The organism is Streptomyces yongxingensis (assembly GCF_055597465.1).
On sequence record NZ_CM145717.1, the window covers coordinates 9,457,916 to 9,472,999 of the forward strand.

General features: G+C 73.4%; 4 protein-coding genes. All 4 read right to left on the reverse strand.

Annotation, left to right across the window (positions count from 1 at the left end; genetic code table 11):
- Positions 1–15 precede the first annotated feature (15 nt).
- A complete protein-coding gene (locus ACZ6TD_RS40450; RefSeq protein ID WP_471346167.1) occupies positions 16–9,645 on the reverse strand; it encodes an Ig-like domain repeat protein in 9,630 nt (3,209 codons plus the stop codon).
- 206 nt (positions 9,646–9,851) lie between these two features.
- The gene (locus ACZ6TD_RS40455) at positions 9,852–11,318 is read right to left on the reverse strand and encodes an aldehyde dehydrogenase family protein (RefSeq protein WP_471346169.1); all 1,467 of its coding nucleotides are present in this window, start codon (positions 11,316–11,318) and stop codon (positions 9,852–9,854) included.
- The gene (locus ACZ6TD_RS40460; protein ID WP_471346171.1) at positions 11,315–12,472 is read right to left on the reverse strand and encodes an aromatic ring-hydroxylating oxygenase subunit alpha; all 1,158 of its coding nucleotides are present in this window, start codon (positions 12,470–12,472) and stop codon (positions 11,315–11,317) included. The genes ACZ6TD_RS40455 and ACZ6TD_RS40460 overlap by 4 nt, the downstream gene beginning before the upstream one ends.
- 128 nt (positions 12,473–12,600) lie before the next feature.
- Entirely contained in the window at positions 12,601–15,039 is a 2,439-nt protein-coding gene (locus tag ACZ6TD_RS40465) for a GcvT family protein (protein ID WP_471346173.1), read from the reverse strand.
- Between the last annotated feature and the right edge of the window lie 45 nt (positions 15,040–15,084).

Below are 15,084 nucleotides of genomic sequence, written 5' to 3' on the forward strand. Positions count from 1 at the left end.
ACCCCGGACCGGTGTTCACCGTCTGGGTGATGGACGCCGAGGAGTTCGCGTAGTCGACGTCGCCGTTGTAGTTGGCGGTGACGGTGTGCGTCCCCTTCTGCAGCGGTTGAACGTCGCGGAGGCGGTGCCGTTCACCAGTGTCACCACCTGGGGGGTGCGCTCGGTGATGGCCAGGGTGACCGTCCCGGTGGGCGTCCCCGCTCCGGGGGCGACGGGGGACACGGTCGCGGTGACCGTCACCGGATCGCTCACCGTCGAGGGGTTCGGGGAGGCGACCACGGATGTCGTGGTGGCCGCCTTGCCCACGGTCTGGGTGTCCGTGCCGCTGGAGGCGGCGAAGTTCTCGGCCCCGCTGTAGGCGGCCGTGACGGTGAACGGGCTCCCGGTGGTGGTCGTGTAGGTGTGGGTGACGGTCGCGATGCCGCCGGACAGGATTCCCCCGGCGGTGTTGGTGCCGTCGCCGAAGGAGAAGGTGACCGCTCCGGCCGGGGTGCCGGACGCGGACGAGACCGTCGCCCTGATGGCCACCGGCTGGCCGACCACCGACGGGTCGGGGGTCGAGGTCACCGCGGTGGTGGTCGCGGTCTTGGTGTTGATGGTCTGGGTGTCGGTACCGCTGGACGCGTTGAAGTCGATGTCCCCGTTGTAGGCAGCCGTGATGGGGAAGGGGCTGCCGGTCCTGGTGGTGTAGGTGTGGGTGGTGGTGGCCACCCCGCCGGTGACCGGTGCGGTGACGGTCGGCGTGCCGTCGCCGAAGCTGAAGGTCACCGTGCCGGTGGGGGTTCCGGCGCCGGGGGAGAGGGGCGCCACGGTGGCGGTGAGGGTCACCGACTGGCCGGCCGCCGAGGGGTCGGGGGCGGAGACCACGGTCGTGGTGGTGGCCGCCCGGCCCACGGTCTGGGTGTCCGTGCCGGTGGAGGTCGTGTAGTTGGTGTCGCCGTTGTAGGTGGCGGTGACCGTGTAGGGGCTGCCGGTCCTGGTGGTGTAGGCGTGGGTGGTGGTGGCCACCCCGCCGGTGACCGGTGCGGTGACGGTCGGCGTGCCGTCCCCGAAGGAGAAGGTGACCGTCCCGGTCGGGATCCCGGCGCCGGGGAGGACCGATGCCACCGTGGCGGTGAGCGTGACGGTCTGGCCGGTGACGCTGGGGTCGGGCGTGGAGGCGAGGGTCGTCGTCGTGGCCGCCCGGCCCACGGTCTGGGTGTCCGTGCCGGTCGAGGTCGTGTAGCCGCTGTTCCCGTTGTAGGTGGCGGTGACGGTGTACGGGCTGCCCGAGGTCCCCGCGTAGGTGTGGGTCACGGTGGCCACGCCCCCGGCGACCGGCGCCGTGGCGGCCGGTGTGCCGTCGCCGAAGGAGAAGGTGACGGTGCCGGTCGGGGTTCCGGCGCCGGGCCCGACCGCGGTGACGGTGGCGGTGAGGGTCACGGTCTGGCCGGCGACGGTGGGGTCGGGGGCGGAGATCACGGTCGTGGTGGTGGCCGCCCGGCCCACGGTCTGGGTGTCGGTGCCGGTGGAGGGCGCGAAGCCGGTGGCGCCGTTGTAGGTGGCGGTGATGGTGAAGGGGCTGCCCGCGGCGCCGGCGTACGCGTGGGTGGCGGTGGCCGTGCCACCGGACAGCGGCGCGGTGATGGCCGGGGTGCCGTCCCCGGGGTCGAAGGTGACGGTGCCGGTGGGCGTTCCGGCGCCCGGGGCGAGCGCGGAGACCGTGGCGGTGAGGGTCACGGTCTGCCCGGTGACGCCGGGGTCGGGCGAGGAGGACACCGCCGTCGTGGTGGCCGCCCTGTTGACCCTGTGCACATCGGTGCCGATGGACGCGGTGTACCCGGCGTCCCCGCCGTAGGCGGCCGTGACGGTGTACGGGCTGCCGGAGGTCCCCGCGTAGGAGTGGGTGACGGACGCGAGGCCATCGGTGAGCGGAGTGGTGACGGTCGGCGTTCCGTCGCCGAAGCCGAAGGTCACGGAGCCGGTCGGCACCCCCGCCCCCGGGGCGATCGGCACCACCGTCGCGGTGAGGGTGACGGGCTGACCGCTGACCGTGGGATCCGGCGAGGAGACCACCGCCGTCGTGGTGGCCGCCTGGTTCACGGTCTGGACGTCGGTGCCGCTGGACGACAGGAAGCTGGGGCCACCGTCGAAGGTCGCGGTCACCGTGAAGCCGTCGGCGCTCGTATAGGTGTGGTTGATGGTGGCCGCCCCGCCGGCCAGCGGCGCCGAGGCGACCGGTGTGCCGTCGCCGAAGTCGAAGGTGACGGTGCCGGTCGGCACCCCCGCCCCCGGGGCGACGGGGGCCACCGTCGCCGTGAGGGCCACCGGCTGCCCGACCACGGAGGGATCGGGCGCGGAGGCCACCGTCGTGGTCGTGGACGCGGGGTTGACCCTCTGGGTGTCCGTGCCCGCGGATGAGCTGAAGTTGACGTCACCGCTGTAGGTGGCGGTGACCGTGTACGGGCTGCCCACCGCGGTCGTGTAGGCGTGGACCACGGTCGCCACCCCGGCGGAGAGCGGCGCCGTGGCGGTCGGTGTGCCGTCGCCGAAGTCGAAGGTCACCCTGCCGGTGGGCACCCCGGCACCGGGCGGGGTCGGGGCCACGGTCGCGGTGAAGGTCACCGCCCGGCCGGTCACCGAGGGGTCCGGGGAGGAGGTCACGGTGGTCGACGTGGTGGCGGCGCTCACCAGCACCGTATGGGTCCTGGTGGCGGTGGAGGGCGCGAAGTCGGCGTCGCCGCTGTAGGAGGCGGTGACCGTGAAGGGGCTGCCGACCGAGGTCGCGTAGGGGTGGACCACGGTGGCCACCCCGCCGCTGACCGGTGCGGTGGCGGTCGGCGAGCCGTCCCCGAAGGAGAAGGTGACCGTGCCGGTCGGGCTGCCCGCCCCCGGGGCCGCGGCGGAGACCCTGGCGGTGAAGGTGACCTGCTCACCCGCCACGGACGGGTCCGGAGAGGTGACCAGGGCGGTGGCGGAGTCCGCCCGACCGACCGTCTGGGTGTCCGTGCCGGTGGAGGCGGTGAAGTCGGCGTCGCCGCTGTAGGAGACGGTGATGGCGTAGGGGCTCCCGGAGGTGCCGGTGTAGGTGTGGGTGATGCTCGCCGAGCCCTGGACGAGCGGCGCGGTGACCAGTGGGCTGCCGTCGCCGGGGTCGAAGGTGACGGTGCTGGTGGGGATCCCGTCTCCTGGTACGGCCGGTGACACGGTGGCGCCGATGGTCACCGCCTGGCCGGTCACCGAGGGGTCGGGGGTCGAGGTCACCGTGGTGCCGGTCGCGGCCGGGTTCACGGTCTGGATGGCGGTGCCGGTGGACGGGGTGAAGTCGGCGTCGCCGCTGTAGGAGGCGGCGATGGTGTACGGACTGTCGAAGGCGATCGGATAGGCGTGGGTGATGGTCGCCACCCCGCCGCTGACCGGCGCCGTGACGGCCCCCGTCCCGTCGCCGAAGTCGAAGGTGACCGTGCCGGTGGGGGTTCCGGCTCCGGGGGAGACGGCCGCGATGGTGGCGGTGACGGTCACCGGCTGGCCGGTGACCGACGGATTCGGCGACGAGCCGACCGTCGTGGTCGACGACGCCCGCTCGACGAGGTGCCTTTCCGTGTTCACCGAGCCGATGAAGTGGGCGTCCCCGCCGTAGGTGGCGGTGACCGTGTACGGGCTGCCCGCCGCGGTGGCGTATGTGTGCGCGGCCGTCGCCACACCGTCCGTCACCGGGACGTCGGCCGTGGGAGTGCCGTCGCCGAAGTCGTAGGTCACCGTGCCCGTGGGCGCGCCCGCACCCGGGGCGACCGGCGCCACCCTCGCGAAGAACGTCACCGGCCGGCCGGTGACCGACGGATCCGGCAGATCGCTGACGGCGACGGTGGCCGAGGCGCGGCCCACGGTGTGGTTGTCGGTGCCGAGGGACGTCAGGAAGTTGGTGTCGCCGTCGTAGGTGGCGGTGATGGTGTACGGGCTGCCGGTGGCGTCGGTGTAGGCGTGGATGAGGGTGGCCACGCCCCCGGTCATGGGCGCGGTGACGGGGGCCGTGCCGTCGCCGGGGTCGAAGGTGACGGTTCCGGTGGGGGTCCCGGCTCCCGGGGAGACGGCCGAGACGGTGGCGGTGAGGGTCACCGGCTGGCCCGTCACCGAGGGATCGGGAGCGGAGGCCACATCGGTGTGGGTGGCGGCCGGGGCGACGGTGTGGGTGTCGGTGCCGGTGGAGGCGGTGAAGTCGGCGTCGCCGCCGTAGTCCGCCGTGAGGGTGTACGGGCTGCCCGAGGTGCCGGCCCAGGCGTGGGTGACGGTGGCGACCCCGGCCGTGACCGGCGCGGTGGCGGGGGCGGTGCCGTCGCCGAAGCCGAAGGTCACCGTGCCGGTGGGGGTGCCCGCCCCCGGGGAGACCGCCGTGACGGTGGCGGTGACGGTCACCGGCTGGCCCGCCACCGACGGATCCGGTGCCGAGACCACCGCCGTCGTGGTGAGGGCCCGGCCGACGGAGTGGGTGACGAGGTCGCTGGAGCCCGTGAAGTCGGGGCCGCCACCGTACGTGGCGGTGACGGGGTACGGACTGCCCGCCGCGGTCGTATAGGCGTGCACTGCCGTCGCCAGGCCGTCGACGACCGGGGCCGCGGCCGGGGCGCTGCCGTCTCCGAAGTCGAACGTCACCGTCCCGGACGGCGAGCCCGCGCCCGGTGCCACGGGCGCCACGGTCGCCGCGAAGGTGACCGGCCGGCCCACGACGGACGGCTCCGGCGCGGGGCTCACCGTGGTGAGCGTCGCGGACGGCAGAACCGTCTGGGTCTCGGTGTCCACCGAGGACCGGAAGTCATCACCGCCGCCGTATGTCGCGGTGATCGTGTAGGGGCTGCCGAGACTGCTCGCGTAGGCGCGCGAGAGGACGGCGGCTCCACCGGCGAGGGGCACGATGACCGGTGCCGTGCCGTCGCCGAAGTCGAAGGTGACCGTGCCGGACGGCACCCCGGCCCCCGGCGGCACCGGCGCGACCGTCGCCGTGACGGTCATCTCCTCGCCCACCACCGACGGATCGGGATCGGCGGTCACCGTGGTGGTGGTCGAGGACGGATGGACGGTGTGGACGTCGGTGCCGGTGGAGGGCGCGAAGTCGCCGTCGTCGCCGTAGGTGGCGCTGATGGTGTACGGGCTGCCGGAGGTGTCCGTGTAGGCGTGGGTCACCGTCGCCACTCCGGCCACGCTGGGGGCGGTGACCGCCGGGGTGCCATCGCCGAAGTCGAAGGTGACGGTGCCGCCCGGGGTGCCCGAACCCGGGGCGGTGACCGCCACGTTGGCGGTGACGGTCACGGGCTGGCCGACGTGGGACGGGTCCGGTGAGGAGAAGACGGTGGTGGAGGTGGCCGCCGGGTTCACGGTCTGGGTGAGGGTGTCCGTGGATCCGGTGAAGCTCGCGTCCCCGGTGTAGGTGGCGGTGACGGTGTACGGGCTGCCCGCGGGGTGCGGGTAGGCGTGGACGGCGATCGCCGTCCCGGCGGTGAGGGGCGCCCGGACCGCCGGGCTGCCGTCGCCGAAGTCGAAGGTCACCGTGGAGGTCGGGGTCCCCGCGCCCGCCTGGCCCGACGCCACGGTCGCGGTGAAGGTGACCGGCTCGCCCGTCACGGACGGATTCGGCGCGGAGCTCACCGTGGTGGACGACGGGGCCGGGGTGACTCTCTGGATGTCGAGCCCGGTCGACCCGGTGAAGTCGTCGTCCCCGCTGTAGACGGCGGTGATGGTGTACGGGCTGCCCGCGGTGGAGGCGTAGGCATGGCTGGTCGTCGCCGTGTCGCCGGTCAGCGGGACGGTGACGGTCGGGGCGTCGTCGCCGAAGTGGAACGTCACGGTCCCGGTGGCGGTGCCCACGGCGGGCGGGAGGACCGCCACGGTCGCGGAGACGGTCACCGCCTCGCCGACGACGGACGGGTCCGGGGTGGTGGTCACCGTGGTCGCGGTGGCGGAGACGCTCATCTCCACCTGCTGGACGGCGGTGCCGGTGGAGGTGGCGAAGTTGCCGTCACCGCCGTAGGTGGCGGTGATGGTGTACGGGCTGCCCGCGGTCGAGGTGTAGGCGTGCGCCGTCGTGGCCACACCGTTCGCGACCGGCACGGTGGCGGTCGTGGTGCCGTCGCCGAAGTCGAAGGTCACGGTGCCGGTCGGCGCGCCCGCGCCGGGCGGCACCGGCGCCACCCGCGCGATCAGCGTCACGGTCTGGCCCACGGCCGACGGAGTCGGCGACGAGGTCACGACGGTGGTGGTCGCGGCCGGTGCGACGGCGTGGACCAGGGCGTTCTCGGACGGGGCGAAGTCGGCGTCGCCGCCGTACTCGGCCGCGATGGTGTACGGGCTGCCCGCCGTGCCGGCGTAGGCATGGGTGACCGAGGCCGAGCCGTTCACCAACTCGGCGGTGACCGTCGGGGTGCCGTCGCCGAAGTCGAGGGTGACCGGCCCGGTCGGGGTGCCCGCGCCGGGCCCGGTGGGCGCCACGGTGACCGTGACCAGCTCGCCCGTGACGGACGGGTCGGGCGTGGCGGTGATCGTGGTGGCGGTCCCGGCCGGGTCGACGGGGTGGAGCCGGGTGCCGACGGACGCCACGAAGTCGGCGTCGCCGTCGTAGGTGGCGGTGACCGTGTACGGACTGCCGGCCGCGGTGGTGTAGGCGTGATCCGTGGTCGCCGTACCGCCGGTGAGGGGGAGGGCGACGGGCGCGGTGCCGTCGCCGAAGTCCAAGGTGACCGTGCCGGTCGGCGTGCCGGAGGCGGGGGGCACGGCCGCGACGGTCGCGGTGAAGGTCACCGGCTCGCCGGTCACCGAGGGGGACGGCGAGGCGGTCACCACCGTGGCCGACACGCCCTGGACGACCTGATGGGTGTCCGTCCCCGAGGACGGGTGGAAGTTCGTGTCGCCGCTGTAGGTGGCCGCGACCGTGTACGGGGTCGCCGACTCCGGGTTGGTGTGGGCCACCGTGGCCGTGCCACCGGCCACGGGCGCCGTGACGGGTGGCGTGCTGTCGCTGAACTCGAACGTCACCGTGCCCGTGGGCGAACCGGCCCCCGGGGTTCCGGGGGTGACCTTCGCGACGAACGTCGTGGACTGCCCCACGCTGGACGGGTCGGGCACGGAGGCCACGGCGGTGGCGGTGGCGGCCGGTTCGACGGTCTGGGTGTCGGTGCCGCTGGACGCGGTGAAGTCGACGTCGCCGTTGTAGGTGGCGGTGACCGTGTAGGGGCTGCCCGCGCTGTCGGTGTAGGTGTACGTGGCGGTCGCGGTGTCGCCCGAGAGGGGCGCGGTGAGGGGCGGGGCGCCGTCCCCGGGGTCGAAGGTGACCGTCCCGGTGGGGGTGCCCGCGCCGGGCGGCACCGCCGTGACGGTGGCGGTGAAGGTCACGGGGTCGCCCACCGCCGAGGGGTCGGGCGCGGTGGTCACGGCGGTCGCGGTGGCGGCCGGCTGGACGGTGTGCGAGTCGGTGCCGAGGGACGTCAGGAAGTCCGCGGCGCCGTTGTAGGTGGCGGTGATGGCGTACGGGCTGCCGGAGGCGCCGGTGTAGGTGTGCGTGGCCGCCGCCTGGCCCGCGGACACGGGCTGGGTGACGGTCGGGGTGCCGTCGCCGAAGTCGAGGGTGACCGTGCCCGTCGGCGTTCCCGCCCCCGGGGAGACCGCCGTGACCGTGGCGGTGACGGTCACCGGCTCGCCCACTGCCGAAGGATCGGGTGCGGAGGACACGGCGGTCGCGGTCCAGGACCGCCCCACCGACTGGAGGTCCGTCCCCGTGGAGGCGGTGAAGTTGGTGTCGCCGTTGTAGGTGGCGGTGACGGTGTAGGGGCTGCCGGTGGTGTCGGTGTACGTGTGGTTGGTGGCCGCCGTGCCGCCGGTGAGGGGTTCCGTCACGGTCGGGGTGCCGTCGCCGAAGTCGAAGGTGACGGTGCCGGTGGGAGTGCCCGCGCCGGGCGGTACGGCCGTGACCGCGGCGGTGACGGTCACCGGCTGGCCGACGACGGACGGACCCGGTGCGGAGCCCACCGCGGTGGCCGTCCCCGCCGGCTCGACGGTCTGGGCGTCCGTGCCTGTGGAGGGCGTGAAGTTGGCGTCCCCGTCGTAGGTGGCGGTGACCGGGTACGGGCTCCCGGAGACGTCCGCGTAGGCGTGGGTCACCGTCGCCGCACCGTTCGCCAGCGGCCGGGTGACGGCCGGGGTGCCGTCGCCGAAGTCGAACGTCACCGTCCCGGTCGGCGCACCGGCCCCCGGCGGCGCGGGGGCCACCTGGGCGACGAAGCTGACGGGCTGTCCGGGCACGGACGGATCGGGGGTGGAGTTCACCGCAGTGGTGGTCGATGCCCGGCCGACGGTCTGGGTGTCCGTGCCCGTCGAGGCCGTGAAGTACAGATCGCCGCCGTACTCGGCGGTGACGGCGTACGGGACGATCGACGGGGCGGCGTAGGCGTGGCCGACCGTGGCCGTACCACCCGTGAGGGAGACGGCCACGGTCGGGCTTCCGTCGCCGAAGTCGAAGGTGACGGTGGAGGTGGGGGTGCCCGCCGTGGGCGGAACGCCCGCCACCACGGCGGTGAAGGTCACCGGCCGGCCGACGACGGAGGGGTCGGGCGCGGAGGTGACGGCCGTGGTGGACGGCGCCACGTAGCCGAAGCCGTCCGGAACCGTCATGCTGCCCCCGGCGGTGGTGACGGTGATGTCGGCGGGGCCGGGGACGTTCGGGGGTGTCACCACGACGAGCAGGGTGTCGGAGATCGACCCGAAGGACGTGGCGGGGACGCCGCCGATGGTGACGGCGGTGACATGGCTGAGCCCGGTGCCGGTCAGGACGACGGGCTCGCCGCCCGCGGTGGACCCCGTGGCCGGGCTGACGTCGGTGACGACCGGCACGGCGGCGTAGGTGTAGAGCAGCCGGTTGCTCACCCCGCCCACCGTGATGACGTACACCGGAACGGTGCCGGGCCCCGAGGCCGGGGGAGCGGCCACGAGGAGGTGCTGGTCGGAGACGGCCGTGGGGTGGGCGACGGAGTCGCCGAAGCGCACCAGCCGCGCGGTGCCCAGATTGACGCCGGTGAGCTCGACGATGTCACCCCCGCCGATCGGTCCGGCGACGGGCGCGATGCCGGTCAGGGTGGGCCACGGGAGGTAGAAGAAGGAGCCGATGGGGGCCGTTCCGCTCGGGGTGGTGACATACACCGGGACCGAGCCCGTCCCCGAGGGACTCACCGCGACGATGGTCTGGTCGTCGAGGACGGAGAAGCTCGCCGCCCGGCGGGTGCCGAAGAACACGTCCGTGGCGCCCGAGAAGTGGCTGCCGATGACGGTCACCAGCGTGCCGCCGCTGTAGGGGCCCTGGTCGGGGAAGATCCCGGCGAACTGGTTGAAGAGCTCGTACGTGCCCAGGGGGCGAACGGCATCGACGCCCGTCCGCGTCCCGGGGAGCACCGGCCGGTCCGGGCCACCGGGGAGGGGGTCCATCAGGGTGCCGCGGTGGAGGGAGGCCAGCGCGTCGAGGCGGTCGCGCGCGGTGCGCACCACCAGCCGGTCGGGCATGCTCCGCGCCGGGAGCGGGATCGGGGCGCTGAGCGTCGGAACGAGCCTGTGGGATTCCGGATCGACGACGGCGATGCAGTTCTCACCGGGGTCGGTGACGATGATGAGTCCCAACGGGCGACGGGGCATGACGGCTCCGATCTGGCAAGGCGTCTTCCACTCCGCCGGAAAGGATGGGCAGCCCACCGGAATCGGACGGATTCAGTAACCCATTCCGGTGGGACCCGGGCAACATCCTTGACCGGGGCTCACCCGAATGGCGCAGCGCACCGCGCGCCGCCTCCTCCCGCCGTCCTCTTGGGCCTGTGCCCGGGCCAGGTGACCCCCCGCGGGGGTCAGGCGAACCAGCCCTGCGGACGCGGACGCGTATTGCGCCAGATGTGCTTGGCCTCCCGGTACTCCGCGAGCCCGCTGGGCCCCAACTCCCGCCCCGTCCCGGACTGTTTGAACCCGCCCCACTCCGCCTGCGGGAGACAGGGGTGGTAGTCGTTGATCCAGACGGTGCCCAGCCGCAGCCGGGAGGCCACCCGCTGCGCCCGCCCCTCGTCGCCGGACCATACGGCCCCGGCGAGCCCGTACACGGTGTCGTTGGCCAGCCGTACCGCCTCGTCCTCACCGGCGAAACGTTCCACCGTGAGCACCGGCCCGAAGGACTCGTCGGCCAGCACCGACATCCCGCTGTGGCAGCGGTCGAGGACGGTCGGCAGGAAGTAGTAGCCGTCGGCCAGGGCCGGATCGTCGGGGCGGGTGCCGCCGCAGCGCAGCCGGGCACCCTCCGCGAGCCCGGCCGCCACATACGCCTCGACCTTGGCCCGGTGCGCGGCCGAGATCAGCGGGCCGGTCTGGGCCCGCTCGTCGAACGGTCCGCCGAGCCGGATCCCGCGGGCGCGGCGCACGACCTCCTCGACGAAGGCGTCGTGCACCGGGTCCTCCACCAGCAGCCGGGCCCCGGCCGAGCAGACCTGCCCGGAGTGCAGGAAGACCGCGGTGAGCGCGTAGTCCACGGCCGTGTCGAAGTCCGCGTCGGCGAAGACCACATTGGGGTTCTTGCCGCCCAGCTCCAGCGAGGTCCGCTTGACCGTGCCCGCGGCCGCGGCCATGATCCGGCGCCCGGTCCGCAGGCCCCCGGTGAAGGACACCATGTCCACATCGGGGTTGTCGGTGAGCGGGGCCCCGGCCTCGGCGCCCGGGCCGAGCACCAGATTGGCCACCCCGTCCGGCAGCCCGGCCTCCGCCAGCAGCCGCATCAGGGCGATCGCGGTGCTGGGGGTCAGCTCACTGGGTTTCAGCACGAAGGTGTTGCCCGCGGCGAGCGCGGGCGCCACCTTCCACGCGGTCTGCAGCAGCGGGTAGTTCCACGGCGTGATCAGCGCGCAGACCCCGACCGGTTCATAGACCACCCGGCTCACGGCGTGCTCGCTGCCGGTGTCCACGACCCGGTCCGCCTCGGTGCGCACCAGTTGCCCGTAGTAGCGGAAGCACGCCACCACACCGTCGATGTCGACGTCGCTCTCGGCCAGGCGCTTCCCGGTGTCCAGGGATTCGGCGCGGGCGAGCGCGGCCTTGTCGCGCTCCACCAGACCGGCGACGCGCAGCAGCAGATCGCCGCGCGCCCCGACCGGGGTACGGGGCCAGGGCCCCTGGTCGAACGCCACCCGGGCGGCGGCCACCGCCTCGGCCGCGTCCTTGCCGCCGCCCTCGTCGACGACCGCCACCAGCGATCCGTCGGCCGGGCAGCGGATCTCCCGGGTGCGCTCGTCGATCGCGCCGGTCCACTGGCCACCGATGAAGAGGTCCGTCACGGGCATTCCTCCGCTTCCGGTGTCGGGACATGGTCGGTCACCCATCGGTGGAAGGCGCCGATGTGGTGTTCGCTGGGGACGAGCACCCCGCCGTCGCGGTAGGCGCGGGAGTCCATGGCGGGCTGGGTGCGCTCACAGGCGTCGAAGTCCTGGGTGTTGACCCGGTGGAACAGCTCCACCGACTTCGACAGATCCCGTTCGGACGCCACCACTTCGGGTGCGTAGAGCCAGTCGCATTCGACCAGCGTGCGATCGGGGGCGAGCGGGAACATCCGGTGCATGATCACGTGGTCGGGGACCAGATTGAGGAAGACCTGCGGCCGTACCGTGATCGCGTAGTAGCGGCGGTCCTGCTCGTCGGCGATCCCCGCGAACCGGTCGAACCCCTCGCTGCCGTCCACCGTGAATCCCTGGGCCTCCTCGGCGAACTCGGCGCCGTGCCCGACGAAGTACTGCGCCGCCAGCCCGTCGGCGAACTCCGGGAGCACCTCGGTGAGTTCGGGGTGGATCGTCGCGCAGTGGTAGCACTCCATGAAGTTCTCGACGATCAGCTTCCAGTTGGCCTCGACGTCGTAGGAGATCCGGCGGCCCAGCGCGAGCCCCGCCACGCCGTAGCGCTCCACGGACTCCCCGTCGCCGAGCCGCTCGGCCACCGCCCCGATGACCGTCTCCTCGAACGACGGTGGCTCCTCGGCCAGGCAGACCCAGACATAGCCGAGCCATTCGCGAAGCCGTACCGGCACCAGTCCGCGCTCGGTCCGGTCGACATCGGGCATCTTCGATAGGTTGGGGGCGGCGGTGAGCCGGCCGTCCAGATCGTAGGTCCAGGCGTGGTACGGGCACTGCAGCGAGCGCCGCACCGTACCGGACTCCTCGGTGCACAGCCGGGCGCCGCGATGGCGGCAGATGTTGAGGAACGCCCGCGGCTCACCCCGTCGGTTGCGGGTGATCAGCACGCTCTCCCGGCCGATCCGCACGGTGCGGAAGGCGCCCGGCCGGTCCAGGTCGGCCCCGCGCACCGCGCAGAACCACATGGCCTCGAACAGGTGCTCCTGCTCCCGGCGGAAGACCCCGGGAGCGGTGTACCAGTGGCCGGGGAGAGTGGCGAGCAGACTGGAGGTCGTGACGGCGGGGGACTCGGGAGCCACGGTCATGGGTTCTCCTCAGGCGGGCGCGGCGATCAGCCGGCGGGGGTCGAAGAGCTCGATGGGGTGGGCGGTGTCACCGGTGAGTGCCAAGGGGTCCTCCAAGCGGTCGTTTCCCGCTCTCGCGGCGCTCGGTGTCAGCGGCGGATGCGCTCCATGCGCGGGTCGAAGAGGGGCTCGGCGGCGACGGTCGCCGGCACCTTCTCGCCGAAGTACTCGATGTGGACGGCGGTGCCGGGCACCGCGGCCGCGGCGGGCAGCCAGGCGTAGGCGACGGTCCGGCCGATCGTGTAGCCGTACGACGCGCTGGTCACATAGCCCGCCGGGACGCCATCGGCGTACACCGGCTCCTTGCCCAGGACGACCGCGGCCGGGTCGTCCAGGGTGAGACAGGTCAGCCTGCGCGCCGCGGTCTCCTCGGAGCGGCCCTCGAGCGCCGCGCGCCCGATGAAGTCGCCCTTGTTCATCCGGACGGCGAAGCCGACCCCGGCCTCGTAGGGGTCGTGCTCGGTGGTCATGTCATGGCCCCAGGCGCGATAGCCCTTCTCCAGCCGCAGGCTGTTGAAGGCCGAGCGCCCGGCGGCGATCACCCCGTGGCGCTGTCCGGCCTCCCACAGGGTGTCCCACAGCCGCAGGCCCATATCGGCGGTGGTGTACAGCTCCCAGCCGAGCTCGCCCACGTAACTCAGCCGCATCGCGGTCACCGGGACATGGCCGATATAGGTCTGCCTCGCCTTGAAGTAGCCGAACGCCTCGTGCGAGAAGTCGTCGCGGGTCAGCGGCTGGACCAGCTCCCGGGCCAGTGGGCCCCAGACGCCGACGCAGCAGGTGCCCGGGGTGATGTCCGCGACATACGTGTCATCGGGCGCGTGGCGCAGCAGCCAGTCCAGGTCCAGCCCGCCGTTGGCGCCCACCTGGAAATGGTGCTCGGAGAGCCGGGCGACGGTGAGGTCGCTGCGGATGCCCCCGGCCTCGTCCAGCAGCAGGGTGTAGGTGACCGCGCCGGGCTTCTTCGCCAGCTGATTGGTGGTCATGCGCTGCAGGAAGTCCAGCGCGCCGGGCCCGGTGACCGCCAGCCGCTTGAGCGGCGTCATGTCGTACAGCGCGACCCGCTCCCGGGTGGCCCTGGCCTCGGCGGCGGCGATGGGCGACCAGTAGCGGGCCGACCAGGCGTCGCGCGGGGGCAGCTCGACGGACTCGGCGAGCGCGGCGTTCGCCTCGTACCAGTGCGGCCGCTCCCAGCCCGCCGCCTCCAGGAAGTACCCGCCCAACTCCTGCTGCCGGACGTGGAAGGGGCTGACCCGCAGCGGGCGGGGCTGCTCCATCGGCTGCAGCGGATGGATGACGTCGTAGACCTCGACGAAGTTCCGCTGCCCGCGCTCGGTGACGTAGGCGGGGGAGCGCTGGGCGTCCTCGAAGCGGTACAGATCGCATTCATGGACGTCCATGCCCGGCCGCCCGTCCGTCATCCACTCGGCCACGGCCCGGGCGACGCCCGCGGAGTGGGTCACCCACACCGCCTCGGCCAGCCAGAAGCCGCGCACCTCGCGGGACTCGCCGATCACCGGCATACCGTCGGGGGTGAAGGAGAAGACGCCGTTGAAGCCCTCCTCGACCCGGCTCGCGCCGAGCGCGGGGAGCAACTGGACGCTGTCCTCCCAGCTCGGGGCGAAGTCCTCCGGGGTGAACGGCAGCGAGGACGGCATCACCGGGGCGTCGTCGTACGCGGGCAGCCGCGCCGGGTCCACGGGGAGCGGGCGGTGGGCGTAGCTGCCGATGCCGATGCGGTCGGTGTGCTCGCGGTAGTACAGATCGCGGTCCTGGAAGCGCAGGATCGGCTTGCTCGCCTCCGTACGGGGGTCGTTCACCCCCGCGAGCTCGGGCAGCGGCCCGGTCTTGGCGTACTGGTGGGCCAGCGGCTGCAGCGGGACGGGAACCCCCGCCATGTCGCCGATCAGCGGGCCCCAGAAGCCGGCGGCGGAGACCACGATGTCGGCCGGGAAGGTGCCCCGGTCGGTGACGACGGCGGTCACCCGGCCCCCCTCCCGCTCGATGGCGGTCACGGTGTGCCGGTCCAGGAAGCGGGCGCCGTGCGCGGTGGCCCGCTCCATCTGGGCGCGGGAGGCGAGCAGCGCCCGGGCCAGCCCGTCGTCCGGGGTGTGGAGGCCACCGAGGATCCGCTCCGGGTCCAGCATCGGCCACATCTCGGCGCACCGGGCGGGGCCGAGCAGCTCGGCCCGTACGCCCCAGGAGGCCGCGAGACCGGCCTTGCGGTGCAGATCGGCCCAGCGCTCCTCGCTGGTGGCGATCTCCAGACCGCCCACCGGGTTGAAGCAGGGCAGCCCGTCGACCTCGAGGGAGGAGAACTTCTCCACGGTGTACCGGGCGAAGTCGGTCAGGGTCTTGGAGGGGCTGGTCTGGAAGACCAGGCCGGGGGCGTGCGAGGTCGAGCCGCCGGGGGCGAGCAGCGGGCCCTGCTCCAGGACGGTGACGTCCCGCCAGCCACGGGCGGTCAGTTCATCGGCGAGCGAGCAGCCGACGATCCCGGCCCCGACGATCACGACTCGGGCATCCACGGTGTTCACAGGACCCTTTTGTTCGCTTCTCCGCCCGCGCGGCGC

Coding starts and splice junctions, on each gene's coding strand:
- ACZ6TD_RS40450 (WP_471346167.1), bottom strand. CDS start 9,645: ATGCCCCGTCGCCCGTTGGGACTCATCATCGTCACCGACCCCGGTGAG.
- ACZ6TD_RS40460 (WP_471346171.1), bottom strand. CDS start 12,472: ATGACCGTGGCTCCCGAGTCCCCCGCCGTCACGACCTCCAGTCTGCTC.